We start from the raw sequence: 18,072 nt of genomic DNA on the forward strand, positions 1-18,072 counted from the left end.
GTCCCCAGGCGGCGCCCCGGAGACGTTGGGCAACGCGGTCCAGGCCGCCACGACCCCTGCGCGCAGCCAGGCGGGAGGCGCGAGACGGGGCGGCTCGCCGGACCCCCGCTCGCCAATGGAAGGCCACCCGGAGACACGGGCCAGGGCGGCCGGTCCCGTCACGAAACATGCTCGCAGCCGGGTGCCCTCCCCCGAGACGCCGGGCCGCGCGGTCCGGCCTGACGGGGAACGCCCAGCTCGCCGCTGGGCGCCACCTGGAAACACCGGACAGACAGAGCGGCCCAGCCCGCTGGGCACACCCGCTCGCCAGGCGGCCACCCGGCGACGCCGACCAGGGCGGTCCGGCCCGTCGGGACCCCCGTCAGTGCTCCGGCACCCCGAACAGCTCGTCCTGGGCGTGATCGCGGGCCGTCAGCAGCGCCCCGCGCAGGACCGCTCCTCCGCCCAGGGTGCTGGGGCGCACCTCGACCGGGAGCGGGGACATCGCCGTCAGGCGGTCGTGGACGCGGGACGCCAGCGTCTCGCCGCCCGCCTGGCCGATCTCCCCGCCCAGGACCACGCAGCCGGGGTCCAGCAGCGCGACCACGGAGGCGACTCCGACCGCGACCCGGTCGGCCAGGGTGTCGAGGAAGCGCATGTGCGCCGCGGTCCCCGGGGCCGACACCGCCGTGCGTACCGCACCTGCCGCCTCCGGGTCGGACCCGCGCTCCGGCACGATGCCGCACTCCGTCGCGAGCTGCGCGACCGCCGCCGCACCCGCCAGGGAGTGGAAACCGCCCGCGCAGTCGGTGGCCGAGGGCAGGCCCCGGGTGCCCGGGACGGGGAGGAAGCCGATCTCGCCGGTGCCGCCGGAGGCGCCCCGTCGCAGCGTGCCGTCGAGGATCACTGCGGCGCCCGTGCCGTGGCCCAGCCACAGCAGCACGAAGGTGTCCCGGTCACGGGCGGCCCCGTCGCGCTGCTCGGCGAGGGCGGCGAGGTTGGTCTCGTTCTCCACGCTGACCCGGGCCTCGGGCAGCCGTTCCTGGAGGGCGGCGACCAGGCGCCGGTGCCACTCGGGCAGGCCGGTGGAGTCGCGGAGTTCGCCGGTCGCGGGGTCGATGAGGCCGGGCGCGCCGATGCCCACCGTGTGCAGCCGGTCGGCGCCGGCCTCCTTGGCGGTCCGCTCGACCAGGGCGACGGCCTGTTCGACGGCAGGGCCCGTGCCGGTGTCGTCGGCGACGGTCAGGGACGCCTCGGCCAGCACGCCGCCGACGAGGTCGGACACGGCCAGGGCGACGCCCTCGGTGCGCACGTCGAGGGCGGCGAGGTGCGCACGGCCTGCGACGATGCCGTAGAGCTTGGCGTTGGGGCCCCTCCGCCGGCCGCCGGCCTCGCCGGCGACCTCGATGAGACCGGCGGCGGTGAGGCGTTCGACGAGGTCGGCGACGGTGGGCCGGGACAGTCCGGTGAGTTCCTTCAGCTGCCCGGCGGTGAGCGGGCCCTCCTGCTGGAGCAGGCGCAGGGCGAGCCGGTCGTTGATGGCTCGGGCGGTGCTCGGGGATGCGGCCATGCGGGGATCCTTCCAGATCTGCGGTCCCGGCCGGCCGGGGCCGTCTCCCGGGATACCCCGTTTCTTTCAGGCAGGGTTCCTGATAGTTTACGGCGGCGCGTACGACAGTGGGGGAACGCGCACACGACAGCGGTGGATCAGGGAGGGGCGGGTCGATGAGTGCAGTGGTTCACACGCCACGCGAGGTGAAGCGGGCGCGGTACGCCGTGGCCGCGGTGTTCGCCGTGCACGGCGCGGTCACCGGTTCGTTCGCGACCCGGGTCCCCTGGATCCAGGACCACGCGGGGGTCAGCGCGGGCCAGCTGGGCCTGGCGCTGGCCTTCCCCGCGCTGGGCGCGTCCCTGGCGATGCCGCTCGCGGGCGGCATCTCGCACCGCTTCGGCGCCCGCAACGCGCTGCGCGGACTGCTCGCCCTGTGGACGCTCGCGCTGATCCTGCCGTCCCTCGCGCCGAACCTGCTGACCCTCTGTCTGGCGCTGTTCGTCTACGGCGCCTCCGCGGGCATGTCGGACGTGGCGATGAACGCCTTGGGCGTCGAGGTGGAGAACCGGCTCGACCGGTCGATCATGTCGGGCCTGCACGGCATGTGGAGCGTCGGCGCGGTCGTCGGCTCGGCGGCCGGCACGCTCGCCGCACACCTCGGCTCGGACGCCCGGCTGCACCACGCCCTGGCGGCCGCCGTGCTGACGGTCGTGGGCTTCGCGGCCTGCGCCTGGGTGCTCGACCTCCAGCCGGCCGAGGACGAGGAGCCGCCGCCCCGGTTCGCCCTGCCGCCCCGCTCGGCTCTGCTCATCGGCGCGATCGGCTTCTGCGCGGTGTTCGCCGAGGGCGCGAGCCTGGACTGGTCGGCGGTCTATCTGCGCGACCAGTTGGAGACGTCCGCCGGTCTCGCGGCCGCCTGCACCACCGGTTTCACGCTCACCATGGCGGTCGCCCGGATCGCGGGCGACCGGGTGGTGGACCGCTACGGGGCGGTGCGCACGGTCCGCGCGAGCGGCGTGCTCGCCCTCCTCGGAGGCCTGCTGATCGTGTTCGCCGGCCATCCGGCCGTGGCGATGACCGGCTTCGCGCTGATGGGCCTCGGCATCGCGGTGGTCGTCCCGCTCTGCTTCGCCGCCGCGGGCCGCAGCGGCTCCAACCCGAGCCTGGCCATCGCGGGCGTGGCGACCATCACCTACACCTCGGGGCTGGTCGCACCGAGCGCGATCGGGATGCTGGCCCAGGCGACCAGCCTGATGGTGTCGTTCGTGCTGGTCACGCTGCTGACGTGCGGCATCGCGGGCTTCGCCGGGGTGCTGCGCGCGGGCGACCGGCTGAAGGTCACGCGTCCGGACGCAGCAGTTCCCGAGCCGCGCCCCTGAACGCCTCGCTCCACGGCGCCGGGCGCAGGGTCGTGGCGTCCAGCCGCACCAGCACCCGGCTGCCCCGGGCGTAGGTCACGGCGCCGTCCGGCGAACAGAACCGGAAGCCGTAGGTGAGCCCGGTCGTGCCGAGCCGGTCCAGCCAGAGGTGGACGGCGTAGGGGCCGGGCCGGGTGACCGGGGCCTCGTAGGTGAGGCGCAGTTCCTTGACCGCGTTGCAGGCGTCGCCCGCGGCCACCCAGTCGCCGTCGAAGGTGACGCCGTGGGCCTGCCACAGCTCGGCCCAGGCACGCTCGACGAGCAGCGGATAGCGGGCGTTGTGCAGCAGCCCCAGCGCGTCGAGGTCGTCGAAGTGGACGGTCACGGGGATCAGCCGGCCGTAGGAAAGGGCGGGCGCGGGCGGGGCTTCGGCGGTCACGGGCGGTGCTCCTGGGGCGTACGGGATCGGTGCCGTGTGCATCGATCGACGGCGTGTCCTCATCCTAAGCGGACGCTCAGCAGCGCCCGGGTGCCCGCCCACCTGTGCGAACCACTCCTCTGCGGGCCGCACAATGGTGCGGACACGCTGGCCGCACGACGAAAGCGACAACCCATGGATCTCGGCGTCCGCTGGAAACTGCACGGAGACGGACGCACTCCGGCACCCGGGGCGGTGGTCCGTCCCGACGAGCGCCTCTCCTGGCCGCGCACGGCGGGCCTGGGCGCCCAGCACGTGGTCGCCATGTTCGGCGCGTCCTTCGTGGCGCCCGTCCTCATGGGTCTGGACCCCAACCTCGCGATCATGATGTCGGGCGTCGCCACCATGGTCTTCCTGCTGGCCACCCGCGGCCGGGTGCCCAGCTACCTGGGCTGCTCGCTCTCCTTCGTCGGCGTCGCCGCGGTGATCCGGGCGGACGGCGGCTCCAGCGCCACGGTGACGGGCGCGGTGTTCGTGGTGGGCGGCGCGCTGTTCCTGGTGGGCCTCGCGGTGCGGAAGTTCGGCGCGCGGATCATCCACGCGGCGATGCCGCCCGTGGTGACCGGCGCGGTGGTCATGCTCATCGGCTTCAACCTGGCGCCGGTGACCGCGTCGACGTACTGGCCGCAGGACCAGTGGACCGCGCTGTTCGTGATGCTGTTCACCGGACTGGCCGTGGTCTGCCTGCGTGGCTTCTGGTCCCGCATCGCGATCTTCCTCGGTCTGATCTTCGGGTACGTGCTGTCCTGGGCGCAGGACCGCGTCTTCGGGCAGATCCACTCGGCCGACGCGAGCGGCAAAGTCACCGACCACTGGCGTCTGGACCTGTCCGGCGTGGGCCGGGCGGACTGGATCGGCCTGCCGGACTTCCACGGGCCGTCCTTCGAGTGGTCGGCGATCCTGGTCGCCCTGCCGGTCGTCATCGCCCTGATCGCCGAGAACGCGGGCCATGTGAAGGCGGTCGGCGAGATGACCGGCGACAACCTGGACGACAAGCTCGGCACGGCCATCTCCGCCGACGGCGTCGGCTCCATGCTGTCCACCGCGGTCGGCGGCCCGCCCAACACCACCTACTCCGAGAACATCGGCGTGATGGCCGCGACCCGCGTCTACTCCACCGCCGCGTACTGGGCCGCCGCCGGCTTCGCCCTGCTGTTCGGCCTGTGCCCCAAGTTCGGCGCGGTCGTGGCGGCCGTCCCCGGCGGTGTGCTGGGCGGCATCACCGTCATCCTGTACGGCATGATCGGCCTGCTCGGCGCGCAGATCTGGCTGAACGCCAAGGTGGACCTGCGCAATCCGCTGAACCTGGTGCCGGCTGCGGCGGGCATCATCATCGGCGTCGGCAACGTCTCCATGGAGTTCACGGACACCTTCTCGCTCAGCGGCATCGCCCTCGGCACGGTCGTCGTCATCACCGGCTACCACGCGCTGCGCGCCTTCGCCCCCGCCCACCTGAAGACGCAGCAGCCGCTGCTCGACGAGGGCATGTCCTCCTACGACACGGGCGGCTCCGACGAGGATCAGCGCGCCAAGTCGTAGGCGTACGACGGGCTGAAGGTCCCCGGCGCGCCCTTGCAGCCGTCGGACTCGCCGGGGAGCTTCACCCACAGGTAGGCGTCGATCCGGGCCTCGCCGGTGCTGAGCGTCGGGGCCCGGCCCAGGGTGCGGCCGGCGGGGTCGCACCATTCGCCGTCGGCGGGGGCGCCGTTGCCGTTGCGGCTGGTGTCGATCACCGCGCCGAGACCCGTGCCGCCGAGGGCGTCGAGCACGGCACGGTCGTAGGCGATCTCGTCGGCGGTGGCGTGGAAGTTGGACACGTTGCTGAAGATCCCGTCCGACGAGGCGGGCGAGGCGGCTCCCGCCTGGCGCAGCAGATCCGCCTGCTCGGCGGGCGAGTGCCAGCCGGAGTGCCCGGCGTCGTAGTAGACGCGGGCGCGGGGGTTGGCCTGCTTGAACACGCGCCCGGCGCGGGCCAGCGAGGCGAACCGCTCGGCGCGCCGCCCGGCGGACAGACAGTCGGCCTGCGCGACCGAGTCGGGTTCCAGGATCACCACGACCTCCCCGCTGCCCAGCCCGGCGGCGAACCGGTCGATCCAGCCGTCGTAGGCGTCCAGGTCCGGCGCGCCGCCCTCGGAGTACCCGCCGCAGTCCCGCCCGGGAATCGCGTACGGCACGACGACGGGCACCCGCCCCTGCGCGGCCCCGCCGGACGTCACCGCCCTCACCCGCGCGGTGACGGTGTCCGGCGACCAGTCGGCGAACCACACGGCCGCCGGCTGATCGGCGATGCGCGACTCGATGACCGGCCGGCGCGGGTCGTCGGGATGCGCCCGCACCCAGTCGAGCACGCGGGAGGCGGGGTGGCGGTAGAGCCCTGAGGAAGCCGTGGTCTTCTTCACCCTCGGCGGCGCGGAAGCCGACGCACTCGGCCGCTTCGGCCTGACGGACGGCGACGCGGACGTGCTGACCGAGGGGGAAGCCGAAGGCACAACGGGCAGCGGCACGAGACTGGGCGACGCGGACGGCACGGGCCGCGCCTCGGGCACGTCCGGCCCTTCCGCCGTCGCCGAGATCACTCCGGACACGGTGCCGGCCGCGACCACGACCGAGGCCGCCGCGACCATCGTCGCCCTCCGTGCGGCACGCCGGCGTTCCGCACGGCGCGCCGAGAGTCTCCGGGCACGCGAGCCTGCCACCTTGTGCTTCCCCCTCCCCCACGGCGGGCGCGTTCCCCCGTTCCGGGGAAGCGCCGGGCCCGCCGCCACTGGAGTCAGACTAAAGGTGTCACCCTGCGCTCATGGCGCAATGCGAACAAGTCCTCACCCCGGTCGACGGGGTCGTCGCCCGTCTGCGCGCCCTCGACGCGGCTTTGCCCGCGCGGGACGGGGTCGCGGTCTTCAACCGTGTCTACCTCGCGGTGACACAGGCGGTGGACCGGAGCGTCGACGCCGGTCTGTTCCCCGACGCCCGTGCGGTGATCACCCTGGACGTCCGCTTCGCGGAGTACTACCTCGCGGCCGTCGACGCGGCGGCGGGCGGTCTGCGCACCCCCGCCTGCTGGCGTCCGCTCTTCCAGCTCCGGCGCCATCCCGGGGTACGTCCCGTGCAGTTCGCGCTGGCGGGCATCAACGCGCACATCGGGCACGACCTCGCGCTGGCCGTCGTGGACACCTGCCGTACGCTCGGCTGCGAACCCGCCGAGCTGGAGGACGAGTTCGAGGCGGTGGGCGAACTCCTCCTGTCGCTGGAGGAGCGCATCCGCGACGAACTGGTGCCCGGACCCGATGTCCTGCGCATCGCCGACCCGCTCACCCACCTGCTCGGCGCGTGGAGCCTGGACCGTGCCCGGGACGCGGCGTGGACTGCGGCGCGCGCCCTGTGGGCGCTGCGCCGACTGCCCGACGTGGCAGCGGAGTTCACCGAACGGCTGGACACCGCGGTGGGGTTCGCGGGCCGCATGCTGCTCACTCCGCTGCCCGACTGACCTCAGTCCTCCGGGAGTTCGACGGGCGCGATCTCGTCGTACAGGTCGCCGGGACCCGGGTTGGTCGGGTCGGTGGCGCCGCCGAACTGGTGCATCACGCCCCACACCGCGTTGAGCGCGGTCTGCACGGCGCCCTCGGCCCAGCCGGCCGTCCAGGAGATGTCGTCGCCGGCGAGGAAGATGCCCCGCTTGTCCTCGGGCAGCCGGTCCTGCATGAAGTGGGTGAACAGTCGCCTCTGGTAGCGGTAGTGGCCCGGCAGGTTGGCCTTGAACGCGCCCATGAAGTAGGGCTCGTTCTCCCAGGAGACGGTCACCGGGTTGCCGATGATGTGCTTCCGGATGTCGACCTTCGGGTAGATCTCGCCGAGCGACTTCAGCATGACCTCCATCCGCTCGTTGGCGGACAGCGGGAGCCACTTCAGACTGTCGTCGCACCAGGTGTACGACAGGCAGATGACGGCCGGCTTGTCGGGCCCGTCGTCCAGCAGATACGTGCCCCGCGTCATGCGGTCGGTGAGCGTCATCGACATGACGTCCCGCCCTGTCTCCTCGTCCTTGTCCAGCCAGAACGGCCGGTCGACGGGGACGAAGAGCTTGGAGGACTCCATGTAGTGGGTGCGCTCGATGGCGGTCCAGTGGTCGATCGGGAAGAGCGAGTCGTCGCAGTCGATCTTCGACAGCAGCATCCAGGACTGGGCGGTGAAGACGGCCGCCTTGTAGGTCCGGATGTCCCCGTTCGCATCCGTCACGGTGATGCGGTTCCCGGCCGTCCGCCCGAGCCGCGTGACGGCGGGCCGCGGCTCGCCGTCGACATGCAGGGACTTCAGCGAGGTCCCGTACGGCCAGTGGACGATCTTCTCGGGCTCACGCTCCCACAACCGCAGCGGCAACTGCTGCGAGCCACCGACGATCCCCCGATGATGGTCGTCGGCCTCGGTGTAGACGACCCGCAGAATCTCGAGGATCGAATTCGGGAAATCGGTGTCCCACCCCCCGGTCCCGAACCCGACCTGCCCGAAGATCTCCCGGTGCCGGAAGGACTTGAAGGCCTCGGACTCGCACAGGAACCCGTAGAAGGTCTGGTTGTCGAGCTTCTCCACGAGCCGCGACCAGATCTCCCGGATCCGCGGCACGTCCCGCTCGCGCAGGGCGCGGTTCATGTCGGAGAAGTCGGCGCCCTCCTCCAGGCACCGGTTCCACGCAGCAGCCACATCCCGGTAGACCTGCGGCAGATCGTCCATGGTCTCGGCGTAGTGCGACTCGCCCTTGAGGTCGACGACGGTCGACGGGGTCGCCTCGGCCAGCGGGTTGGGGAAGGGCCGGGTCTCCAGCCCCACGAGGTCGATGTAGTGCTGCAGCGCCGTGGAGGACGGCGGGAACCGCATGGCGCCCATCTCGGCCGTCAGCGACGGGTCGCAGCCCTCGAACCCGACGGTCCGCAGCCGCCCGCCGATCCGGTCGGCCTCGTACACGACCGGCTTGAGCCCCATCTTCATCAGCTCGTAGGCGGCGACGATCCCGGACAGCCCACCGCCGATCACGGCGACCTCGGTGCCGTGCTCGGTGGCGGGCACCTGCCCGATCCCGGCGGGGTGGGCCAGGAAGTCGTCGTACGCGTACGGGAAGTCAGGGCCGAACATGGTGATCGGCGGCTGCTGCTCGTCGGCGTGCTCGACGGCGTTGGGCACCGTGGACGTCATGGGGCAGGGACTCCTTGCAGTGGTGGAACGAGGGGAAGATCAGACGAGGGACCCGTACAGGGGCGGCCGGCGATCCCGCAGATACGGGTTGGCCTCGCGGGACGCGGCGAGAAGCACGGGGTCGACGTCGGCGAGGAGCAGTTCCTCACTGCGTCCGCCCCGGACGCGGGCGACCCCGTCGGGCCCGGCCAGCGTGGACAGCCCCACGAACTCGAACTCGCCCTCCGGCCCGACACGGTTGACGTACGCGATGTACATCTGGCTCTCGAAGGCGCGCACGGGCACGACGGACTCGGCGACGAACTGGTACGGGTGCAGCTGGGCCGTGGGCACGAGCAGCAGGTCGGTGCCGGCGAGGGCGTGGGCGCGGACGTTCTCCGGGAACTCGACGTCGTAGCAGATCATCAGGCCGACGGTGAGGCCGTTCAGCTCGGCCTGTACGACCGTGTTCTCACCCGGGGTGAAGTGGTCGTGCTCGAAGCAGCCGTACAGATGCGTCTTGCGGTAGTTCGCGAGACGAGCCCCGCTGGGGCCGACGAGCTGGACGGAGTTGTACACCGCGTCGCCGATGCGCTCGGGGTAACCGTAGGCGACGGCAAGCCCGTGCCGGTCCGCGATCTCGGCGACCGCGTCCGCGGAGCCGCCGTCCTCCGTCTCGGCGAGACGGCCCAGGTCGTCGCCGATGGCGTAGCCGGTGAGGAAGAGCTCCGAGGTGACCAGGAGGTCCGCGCCCGCTGCGGCCGCGTGGGCGGCCGCGTCGTCGAGAACCTTGAGGTTCTGGTCGACGTGGCCGGGGTGGCCGGAGCTTTGGAGCAGGGCGGTGCGCATGGGTGATCCTCACCGGGGAGGCGGGGGGGTTGGGGGTCAACCCTGAAGGTACGGGCGGGTACCTGTACGGGACAAGGAGAAGCCGTTGCGCACCGGGGCGATGGTTGTTGCGTCTCGGACGCGGTTTTCGGTGATTCGTTGCGTGGAAGTGTTTGCGCACCTGGCACTGAGGGGGGCCGCCGCGCCCACCCTCCCCCACTCTCGGCTTCGCTCGAGCGGGAGGTACCCCCATCGCCCTGGGGGCACCTCCCAGGCCCTTGAGGCACTGGGGGAGGCACGAATGCCCGCAGTTGGCCGGGAGGGTGCCACGCCACCGGTGCCGGTGTAGCCGCTCGCGGCGGGGAGGGGACGGGGTGGGGGTGGGCGCCCGCAGCGGCTGGCGCGTCCGCGCCCTTCACGTACAAACACGCACTCTCGCGCCAGACCGAGGACGACCACCCCCACCGCGGCCCCGCACCACCACCCCACCGTGGGCGCTACAGCAACCCCCACCGGACGGAACCATGCGCCGCAGGCGTCAGACCTCAGCCCCCACCGGACAGAACCCTGCCCCGCAGGCGTCAGACGTCAGCCCCCACCGGACAGAACCCTGCGCCGCAGGCGTCAGACGTCAGCCCCCACCGGACAGAACCCTGCCCCGCAGGCGTCAGACGTCAGCCCCCACCGGACAGAACCCTGCGCCGCAGACGCCGGACCTCAGCCACCCCCAACCCCGCCGCCAGCACCACATACGGCACCGCAGCCACCGCGAACGCCGCCCCGTGCCCGTGCCCCGACGCGATCACCGCGTACCCCGCGTACACCGTCAGCGTCACCACCTCCGTCCCCAGCCCCGCCACCGACGTCAGCGTCGCCCGCCCCGCCGACTCAATCCGGTGCTGCAGCCGCGCCTCCGCCAGCACCGTCGCCGCCTGGAACGCACCGAAGGCCACCGCGACCAGCAGCACCACCCCCGCCACGCTCCCGGCCACAGCCCCCACCGCCAGAGCAACACCACCCCCGCCCAGCAGCAGAGCCAGCCCACCCGAGCCGAGCCGCTCCCCCTCCCCCGCCAGAAGGCTCCCCGCCGTGGCCCCGCCCCAGATCACCAGCAGCACCCCCGGCACGGCCGCATCACCGACCCCCGCCTCCCGCACCAGCAGCGGCGTGTACTCGTCCAGCGCCCCCCACACCGCGGCGACAACGGACACCAGCAGCACCGCACCCCGCACCGACCGGTCCCGCCGGGCCTCACCCAGACCGGCCCGCAACACGGCACCCCAGCCCTGACGCCCCCCACTCCCTCCCACCCGATGCTCGGGAAACCTCAGCGCGGTGACGGACGTCAACAAGCACACCAGCACACTCGCCGCCCCCACAGCCGCATGCCCGCCCCACGCCAGCACCGGCCCGGCCGCCCCCATCGCCGCCATCACGGCGACCAGCCCCGCCGCCCGCGCCCGCCCCAGCACACGCGCGTACCGGTCCGCGGCCCCGCCCCGCTCCAGCTCGTCGTAGACGAGAGCCTCCAGCGCACCGGAGCACAACGCCCCGCCGGTCCCCCACAGCACGAACCCCACCGCGAAGGCGCCGTACGACGGCACGAGCACCCACACAGCGAACCCGGCGCCCGTCAGCAACGGACCAAGAACGAGCAGCAGCCGACGCGACACCGCATCGGCCCACACCCCGGACGGCACCTCGAGCACCACAGCCGTGACGGACCACAGGGCGAACAAGGACGAGATCTGCCACACGGACAGCCCGGCGTCGCTGAACAGCAGCGCGTACACCGGGTACAGCAGAACGAGTTCTTCGAGGAACGAGTAGCCGTAGAGCGTGGTCGTCAGCCGACGCACGCGCACGTCGACGGCACGCGTGGGCGTGAGAGTCATGAGGCCTTCCCGTAAGGGCGGTTCGGACACCGGACGCTAAGGTCGAACGGCGCCCGAGGCGGCCCTCGGGAAGCACTGCGCGTGGATCCGCTCGTGGATCCGCTCGTGGATCCGCTCGTGGATCCGCTCGTGGATCAATGTCGCCAGGTCATACCCCCGAGGGTAGCCCTCCACCCCTCGGCGGCACCACGACGTTCCCCTTCCGCTTGAGCCGCTGCCACGGCAGCCGGTACCCGCTCAGCGCGGTCAGACAGGCCTGCACCAGCACCAGGTACATCACCTGCCGGTACACGACCTGCTGCACCGGCAGCGCCCACAGCGGCCGCAGCGACTCCCCGTCCAGCCGGAAGGCGTACGCGGCGCACACCCCCTGCACCGCGAGCACCCCGCACCACGCCAGCAGCGTAAGCGCCGCGTTCCCGAACACCAGCCCGTACACGGTCAGCAGGTCGATGAGCGGGGCGAGCAGCGGCGTGAGGATCTGGAACACCGCCAGCAACGGCAGCCCCACCCGCCCGAACCGCCCGGCGTGTCCCCGCTCGACGAGGGCGTGCCGGTGCTTCCACGCGGCCTGCATCGTGCCGTAGCTCCACCGGTACCGCTGCCGCCACAGCTGTCGCAGGGACCCCGGCGCCTCGGTCCAGGCGACGGCGTGCTCTGCGTAGCGCACCTCCCAGCCGGCCCGGTGCAGCGCCATCGTCAGGTCGGTGTCCTCGGCCAGGGTGTCGCCGCTCAGCATGCCCGCCTGCCTCAAGGCGGTGACACGGAAGGCCCCGACGGCCCCGGGCACGGTCGGCATGCAGCGCAGCAGGTCGTACATGCGCCGGTCGAGGTTGAAGCCCATGACGTACTCGATGTGCTGCCAGCGGCCGAGCATGCCGTGCCGGTTGCCGACCTTGGCGTTGCCGGCGGTGGCGCCGACGGACGGGTCGGCGAACGGCTCGACGAGACGCCGTACCGTCGAGGGCTCGAAGACGGTGTCGGCGTCCAGCATCACGACGATCTCGTGCGAGGCGCGCAGCACACCGGTGTTCAGCGCGGCGGCCTTGCCCCGGTTGGGTGTGCGCACCACGGTCACCCCGGGCAGTCCCAGCGCCTCGGCCGCGTCGGCGGTCCCGTCGTCGGAGCCGTCGTCGACGACGACGATCTCCACGGGGTGGTCGCTCGCGACCAGCGACCGCAGCGTCTTCCCGATGCACACGACCTCGTTGTACGCGGGCACGACGACACTCACCGGCCCGACGACAGCCGGCCGTGGCCCCGCCCGGTCACGCCGGCGCGCGAGCCGCGCATGCCGATGCGCCAGCCCCAGCATGACCACGCACCGCGCCAGCACCAGGCTCCCCACGACCAGCAGCAGCGCGCCCAGCACGGACACCGTCGTTCCCGACACGGTCACGGCGGTGACGAACACCCACCCCCGCACCTGCTCCGGGGTGTCGACACCGCCCGTGAGGCGTTCGGCGCCCACCACCTCGGCGACCGTGGAGAAGCGGTAGCCGTCGGCCTTGAGCCGCGGCACCAGCGTCTCCAGCGCCCGCACGGTCTGCGAGCGGTCGCCGCCGGAGTCGTGGAGCAGCACGACCGTCCCCCGGCCGGGCGCCTCGGGAACGGCCGCGTCGGCGATGGCCCGGGCGCCGGGCCGGCTCCAGTCACGGGTGTCCTGGTCGACGAAGGCCAGGACGTACCCCTTCTCGCCGAGGTACCGGGCGACGGACCAGGAGGGGCCGTCCAGCGCGCCGGTGGTCGAGGAGTACGGCATCCGCACGAGCGAGCTGTGGACGCCGGCGGCCCCGGCGAGGGCGAGCTGGGTGAAGGCAAGCTCCCGGTCGACCGCGTCCTCGGACTGCGCGGCCAGGTCGGGGTGGGAGAAGGTGTGCACGCCGATCTCGTGTCCCGAGCGGATGAGGTCCCGTACGAGATCGGGGTGGCGGGCGGTCTGCCGTCCGGTGACGAAGAAGGTGCCGGGCACGTCGTACCGGTCGAGGACCTCCTGGATCCGGGGCGTCCAGGTGGGGTCGGGTCCGTCGTCGAAGGTCAGCACGACGGTCCGGGCCGGCGCCCGGTAGGTGCGGGGCGGGTCGTGGCCCGCGTCGACGACCGGTCCTCCTTCCGCCACCTCCCTCGGCACCCCCACCCCGCTCCGCCCGGCCCGCTCCCCGCGGCCCTCCTGGTCCCCGGCGAAGCCACGGGAGGTGTAGCCCTCCACGGCGAGGACGGAGACGACGAAGGCCAGCAGGACCAGCGGCACCACGACGCGGAACCAGCGCCGCCGCGGCACGGGCGTCGCGGGGGCGGACGGCGGGCCGACCTGCCGGTCCGGTCGCCGCCGCATCAGGGGGTCCCGGCGGCCGGCGGGTCGTCGGGCGGGGTGCTGCCGGGGTCGTCGGACGGCGCCTCGGGGGTGGGTTGCGGGGTCCCGGGCGGCTCGGACGGGCTGTCCGTGCCGGGTGCGGACGGTTCGTCGGTGCCGGGCGGCGGGGCCTCGGAGTCACCGCCCTCGTCAGGCGCGGACGGCTCGCCGCCACCCGGCTCACCCGGCTCCTCGGGCGCACCGGGCTCCTCGGGCGCGCCCGGCTCCTCGGCGTCACCGGGCTCCTCGGACGGCTCCTGCCCGTCCGTGACCTCCACCCGGCCCGGTTCCGGCGGCTCCACCGGCACGCCGGCGACGCTGGCGGGATCGGCGCCGGGCGGCAGCAGCAGCGCGCCCGCGGGGTTGTCCCCGGCCCCGGCGATCAGCGGGACGACCGGCATGCCCGGCCCCACCCCGGCCCCGGCGTCCTCGGGCGACTGCGAGTCCCCCTCCGCGTCCTGCCGCAGCGGAGCGGTCGGGGAGGAATCTCCGGGCAGCGGCGGCAGCAGCGCCTCCGGGGCGAACGGGGTCGCTCCCATCAGGCTCAGCGCGAGCACGGTCAGATATCCGGCCGCCAGGCCCGCGGCCCCGTACCCCGTGCGCCGCAGCAGCCGGGCCCTCCGGCCGGAGGCGTCGACGAAAACCGGATCCGGCCCCTCGGGCTCACCGGTCGCCGCACCGGAATCGGAGGGATGCCGCATATGGCCCAGATTACGCCGATTCAGTGACCCTCACGCGGGGACGACCCGCCACACGCGGCAGACGGCTCACGCCCTACGTCGGCGACCCCGACGAGAACCTCCGCAGCAGCGGGGACAGCACCAGCACGGACTTGGTCCGCTCCACGAACGGCTCCCCGGCGATCCGCTCCAGCACCCTTTCGAAGTGCCGCATGTCGGAGGCGAAGACCTGGGCGACCGCGTCCGCGTCCCCGGTCACGGTGGACGCGGACACGACCTCCTGGTACCGCTCGAGACCCCGCTGGATGGTCTCCGGGGAGGTGTTGCTGCGGCAGTAGATCTCGACGAACCCCTCCGTCTCCCAGCCGAGGGCGGCGGGGTCCACCCGCACGGTGAAACCGGTGATGGCCCCGGTGGCGCGCAGCCGGTCCACGCGCCGTTTGACGGCGGGCGCGGAGAGGCCGACGAGCTGGCCGATGTCCGCGTAGGAGCGGCGGGCGTCCTCGGCGAGGGCGTGCACGATGCGTTCGTCGAGATCGTTCAGCACTGCGGGTCGTTCACTTCGCTTCCGACGGGGCGGGGGCGGCGAGCCGGGAACGGCGGTAGCCGTAGAGGAAGTAGAACACGAGCCCGACGGCCATCCAGACACCGAAGACGACCCAGGTGACGGCCGACAGGCTGCCCATCATCCACAGGCAGAAGCCGAGGCCGAGCGCGGGCAGCAGCGGGGACAGCGGGACCCGGAAGGAGCGCGGCATGTCGGGACGCCCGCGGCGCAGCACCACCACGGCGATGTTGACCAGGGCGAAGGCGAAGAGGGTGCCGATGCTGGTGGCGTCGGCGAGCTGGCCGAGCGGGACGGCGGCGGCGAGGACACCGCAGAACAGGGAGACGATCAGGGTGTTGGCGCGGGGCGTGCCGGTGCGCGGGCTGACCTTGGCGAACACCTTGGGCACCAGTCCGTCGCGGGACATGGCGAACAGGATGCGGGTCTGGCCGTAGAGCACGGTGAGGACGACGCTCGCGATGGCGATGACGGCGCAGAACGCCAGCAGGGTGCCCCAGAAGCTCTGCCCGGTGACCTCGCGCATGATCTGGGCGAGGGTGGCCTCGGAGTCGCTGAACTGGCGCCACGGCTTGGCGCCCACGGCGACGGCGGCGACCAGGACGTACAGCGCGGTGATGATCGCGAGGGACAGCAGGATCGCGCGGGGCAGGTCGCGCTGGGCGTTCTTGGCCTCCTCGCCGGCGGTGGAGGCGGCGTCGAAGCCGATGTACGAGAAGAACAGGGTGGCTCCCGCCGCGCTGACGCCGGCCATGCCGAGCGGCATGAAGTTCTCGTAGTTGCCGGAGCGGAAGCCCTGGACGCCGATGGCGCAGAACAGCACCAGGGCGCCGATCTTGACGAGGACCATCACGGTGTTGGCGCGGGCGGACTCGCGGGCGCCGCCGAGCAGGAACGCCATGGCCAGCAGGACGACGATGAGCGCCGGCGCATTGAAGATGCCGCCGTCGCCGGGCGGGGCGGACAGCGCGGCGGGCAGGGTGACGCCGATGGTGCCGTCGAGGAGTTCGTTGAGGTACTCGCCCCAGCCGACGGCGACGGCCGCGACCGAGACGCCGTACTCCAGCATCAGACACCAGCCGCAAACCCAGGCGATCAGTTCGCCCATCGTTGCGTACGCATACGAGTAGGAGGAGCCGGAGACGGGGATGGTGCCGGCCAGCTCGGCGTAGGAGAGGGCGGAGAAGAGCGCCGTCAGACCGGCGATGACGAAGGACAGCGTGACCGCCGGTCCGGCCTTGGGGACGGCCTCGCCGAGGACGACGAAGATGCCGGTGCCGAGGGTGGCGCCGATGCTGATCATGGTCAGCTGCCACAGCCCGAGGGAGCGGCGCAGCGTGCCGCCCTCGCCGTGGCCACCCTCGGCGACCAGGCGTTCCACCGGTTTGCGGCGCATCAGGCGCATGCCCTGGCCCTCGGAGTGCGGGGCGGAGGGACCGCCGTTGTGCGGGGGTGCGCCATGGTCGAGCACGCGGTGACTCCTTGATCGCTGCCGGGCTTCCGCGGCCGGGGACCGACGGCGCCCCGCGACAGCCGGGACCCGTCGAGCGGGGTCCCCGCCACACACGTACAGCGCGTAACCCTACGAGGTTTGTCGTTGCTGCTGAAATGCAGCAACCTTGCGTACCACCGCAAGATCATTGCGTTCCTCGAGGCGAGGCGGGTGTTCGTTGCGCCGGCCGTGTGGGCCGTTCCACACCCGCCCCACCGGTCGGATCAGCTCCAGCTGGCGTGGAGCGGCTTGCCCTCGGCGTAGCCGGCCGCGCTCTGGACGCCGACGACGGCCTTCTCGGCGAACTCCTCCAGGGAGGCGGCGCCGGCGTAGGTGCAGGAGGAGCGGACGCCCGCGATGATCGAGTCGATCAGGTCCTCGACGCCGGGGCGCTCCGGGTCGAGGAACATGCGGGAGGTGGAGATGCCCTCCTCGAACAGCGCCTTGCGGGCGCGGTCGTAGGCGGACTCCTCGGAGGTGCGGTTGCGCACGGCGCGGGCGGAGGCCATGCCGAAGGACTCCTTGTAGGGGCGGCCGTTCGCGTCGTGCTGGAGGTCGCCCGGGGACTCGTAGGTGCCGGCGAACCAGGAGCCGATCATCACGTTGGACGCGCCGGCCGCGAGGGCCATGGCCACGTCGCGCGGGTGACGGACGCCGCCGTCGGCCCACACGTGCTTGCCGTGCTTCCTCGCCTCGGCGGCGCACTCCAGCACGGCGGAGAACTGCGGCCGGCCGACGCCGGTCATCATGCGGGTGGTGCACATGGCTCCGGGGCCCACGCCGACCTTGACGATGTCCGCGCCGGCCTCGATCAGGTCGCGGACGCCCTCGGCGGAGACGATGTTGCCGGCGACGACCGGCACCTGCGGGTCGAGCCCGCGCACCAGCCGGACGGCGTTGATCATCGACTCCTGGTGGCCGTGCGCGGTGTCGATGACGAGGGTGTCGACACCGGCTTCGAGGAGCTGCTTGGCCTTGCCGGCCACGTCGCCGTTGATGCCGACGGCGGCGGCGATGCGCAGCCGCCCCTGGGCGTCCGTGGCGGGCGTGTACAGGGTGGCGCGCAGGGCGCCCTTGCGGGTGAGGATGCCGGCCAGGCGGCCCTCGGCGTCCACGGCGGGCGCGTAGCGGCGGTTGGCGCCGTCGAGGGTGTTGAAGGCCTCGCGCGGGTCCATGCCGGCGTCGAGGAGGAGCAGGTCCTTGGACATGACCTCGTCGAGCTGGGTGAAGCGGTCCACGCCGGTGAGGTCGGCGTCGGTGACCACGCCGACCGGGCGACGCTCCTCGTCGACGACCACGCCCGCGTTGTGCGCCCGCTTCGGCAGCAGGGACAGCGCGTCGGCGACGGTCTGGTGGGGGGCCAGCACGATCGGGGTGTCCAGCACCAGATGGCGGGACTTCACCCAGGAGACGACCTCGGCGACGACCTCGATCGGGATGTCCTGCGGTATGACGACCAGTCCGCCGCGCCGGGCGACCGTCTCGGCCATGCGGCGGCCGGCGATCGCGGTCATGTTGGCGACGACCAGCGGGATCGTGGTGCCCGTGCCGTCGGGCGAGGTGAGGTCCACACCCTGCCGCGAGCCGACCGCGGAGCGGCTCGGCACCATGAAGACGTCGTCGTACGTCAGGTCGTACGGGGGCTGGATGTCGTTGAGGAAACGCACGTGCTGCACATCCCAGTCGATCAGAGGTGGCCCCCGGACAGGTCAGCCAGGGGGAAGAGCAC

The 18,072-nt window shown here is 72.8% G+C and carries 14 protein-coding genes; 3 read left to right on the forward strand and 11 right to left on the reverse strand.

Annotated elements, in window-relative coordinates; all coding sequences use genetic code 11:
- Positions 1-361 precede the first annotated feature (361 nt).
- Positions 362-1,549 (reverse strand): ROK family transcriptional regulator, encoded by a 1,188-nt coding sequence (locus AY578_RS05035; protein WP_161108442.1) that lies wholly within the window; start codon positions 1,547-1,549, stop codon positions 362-364.
- 155 nt (positions 1,550-1,704) lie between these two features.
- Between AY578_RS05035 and AY578_RS05040 the strand changes: the two genes are divergently transcribed.
- Entirely contained in the window at positions 1,705-2,910 is a 1,206-nt protein-coding gene (locus AY578_RS05040; protein WP_026243664.1) for an MFS transporter, read from the forward strand.
- On the opposite strand, the gene AY578_RS05045 is transcribed toward AY578_RS05040, so the two are convergent.
- On the reverse strand, positions 2,870-3,328 hold the full coding sequence (locus AY578_RS05045) for an acyl-CoA thioesterase (RefSeq protein WP_019523717.1): 459 nt from the start codon (positions 3,326-3,328) through the stop codon (positions 2,870-2,872). The genes AY578_RS05040 and AY578_RS05045 overlap by 41 nt on opposite strands.
- Positions 3,329-3,502: 174 nt before the next feature.
- On the opposite strand from AY578_RS05045, the gene AY578_RS05050 reads away from it, so the two are divergent.
- Positions 3,503-4,906, forward strand: coding sequence for a uracil-xanthine permease family protein (locus AY578_RS05050; RefSeq protein WP_019523718.1), 1,404 nt, complete (start codon positions 3,503-3,505; stop codon positions 4,904-4,906).
- Here AY578_RS05050 and AY578_RS05055 read toward each other — a convergent pair.
- Positions 4,888-5,991, reverse strand: coding sequence for a glycoside hydrolase family 6 protein (locus AY578_RS05055; protein ID WP_019523719.1), 1,104 nt, complete (start codon positions 5,989-5,991; stop codon positions 4,888-4,890). The two genes, AY578_RS05050 and AY578_RS05055, sit on opposite strands and share 19 nt — an antisense overlap.
- 173 nt (positions 5,992-6,164) lie before the next feature.
- Between AY578_RS05055 and AY578_RS05060 the strand changes: the two genes are divergently transcribed.
- Positions 6,165-6,851, forward strand: a complete 687-nt coding sequence (locus AY578_RS05060; protein ID WP_019523720.1) for a DUF5995 family protein — start codon at positions 6,165-6,167, stop codon at positions 6,849-6,851.
- Positions 6,852-6,853: 2 nt separating this feature from the next.
- Here the strand turns inward: AY578_RS05060 and AY578_RS05065 are convergent, their stop codons facing one another.
- The 8 genes from AY578_RS05065 to AY578_RS05100 all read right to left on the reverse strand — a co-directional run bounded on the left by AY578_RS05065 (position 6,854) and on the right by AY578_RS05100 (position 18,010).
- Positions 6,854-8,551: a flavin monoamine oxidase family protein gene (locus tag AY578_RS05065; RefSeq protein WP_019523721.1), complete on the reverse strand. Its 1,698-nt coding sequence runs from the start codon at positions 8,549-8,551 to the stop codon at positions 6,854-6,856.
- Positions 8,552-8,590: 39 nt separating this feature from the next.
- Positions 8,591-9,379, reverse strand: coding sequence for a carbon-nitrogen hydrolase family protein (locus AY578_RS05070; RefSeq protein WP_019523722.1), 789 nt, complete (start codon positions 9,377-9,379; stop codon positions 8,591-8,593).
- Between the two features lie 653 nt (positions 9,380-10,032).
- Positions 10,033-11,253, reverse strand: a complete 1,221-nt coding sequence (locus AY578_RS05075; RefSeq protein WP_258902123.1) for an MFS transporter — start codon at positions 11,251-11,253, stop codon at positions 10,033-10,035.
- Positions 11,254-11,401: 148 nt separating this feature from the next.
- Entirely contained in the window at positions 11,402-13,588 is a 2,187-nt protein-coding gene (locus tag AY578_RS05080) for a bifunctional polysaccharide deacetylase/glycosyltransferase family 2 protein (RefSeq protein WP_258902124.1), read from the reverse strand.
- The gene (locus tag AY578_RS05085) at positions 13,588-14,307 is read right to left on the reverse strand and encodes a hypothetical protein (protein ID WP_028960963.1); all 720 of its coding nucleotides are present in this window, start codon (positions 14,305-14,307) and stop codon (positions 13,588-13,590) included. The genes AY578_RS05080 and AY578_RS05085 overlap by 1 nt, the downstream gene beginning before the upstream one ends.
- A 73-nt stretch (positions 14,308-14,380) precedes the next feature.
- Positions 14,381-14,833 carry an Lrp/AsnC family transcriptional regulator gene (locus AY578_RS05090; protein WP_019523726.1) on the reverse strand — a complete coding sequence of 151 codons (453 nt, stop codon included), beginning with the start codon at positions 14,831-14,833 and terminating at the stop codon, positions 14,381-14,383.
- Between the two features lie 10 nt (positions 14,834-14,843).
- Positions 14,844-16,322, reverse strand: coding sequence for an amino acid permease (locus AY578_RS05095; protein WP_019523727.1), 1,479 nt, complete (start codon positions 16,320-16,322; stop codon positions 14,844-14,846).
- Between the two features lie 245 nt (positions 16,323-16,567).
- Positions 16,568-18,010: a GuaB1 family IMP dehydrogenase-related protein gene (locus tag AY578_RS05100; protein ID WP_026243665.1), complete on the reverse strand. Its 1,443-nt coding sequence runs from the start codon at positions 18,008-18,010 to the stop codon at positions 16,568-16,570.
- Positions 18,011-18,072: the final 62 nt, after the last annotated feature.

The sequence above is a fragment of the Streptomyces thermocarboxydus genome (assembly GCF_024760485.1).
GTDB classification, from domain to species: Bacteria; Actinomycetota; Actinomycetes; order Streptomycetales; family Streptomycetaceae; genus Streptomyces; species Streptomyces cellulosae.

Excerpts from the sequence above, each read along its gene's own strand:
- AY578_RS05080 (WP_258902124.1), bottom strand. The coding sequence starts at position 13,588 with ATGCGGCGGCGACCGGACCGGCAGGTCGGCCCGCCGTCCGCCCCCGCG.
- AY578_RS05085 (WP_028960963.1), bottom strand. The coding sequence starts at position 14,307 with ATGCGGCATCCCTCCGATTCCGGTGCGGCGACCGGTGAGCCCGAGGGG.
- AY578_RS05065 (WP_019523721.1), bottom strand. The coding sequence starts at position 8,551 with ATGACGTCCACGGTGCCCAACGCCGTCGAGCACGCCGACGAGCAGCAG.
- AY578_RS05070 (WP_019523722.1), bottom strand. The coding sequence starts at position 9,379 with ATGCGCACCGCCCTGCTCCAAAGCTCCGGCCACCCCGGCCACGTCGAC.
- AY578_RS05035 (WP_161108442.1), bottom strand. The coding sequence starts at position 1,549 with ATGGCCGCATCCCCGAGCACCGCCCGAGCCATCAACGACCGGCTCGCC.
- AY578_RS05075 (WP_258902123.1), bottom strand. The coding sequence starts at position 11,253 with ATGACTCTCACGCCCACGCGTGCCGTCGACGTGCGCGTGCGTCGGCTG.
- AY578_RS05055 (WP_019523719.1), bottom strand. The coding sequence starts at position 5,991 with ATGGTCGCGGCGGCCTCGGTCGTGGTCGCGGCCGGCACCGTGTCCGGA.
- AY578_RS05060 (WP_019523720.1), top strand. The coding sequence starts at position 6,165 with ATGGCGCAATGCGAACAAGTCCTCACCCCGGTCGACGGGGTCGTCGCC.
- AY578_RS05040 (WP_026243664.1), top strand. The coding sequence starts at position 1,705 with ATGAGTGCAGTGGTTCACACGCCACGCGAGGTGAAGCGGGCGCGGTAC.
- AY578_RS05050 (WP_019523718.1), top strand. The coding sequence starts at position 3,503 with ATGGATCTCGGCGTCCGCTGGAAACTGCACGGAGACGGACGCACTCCG.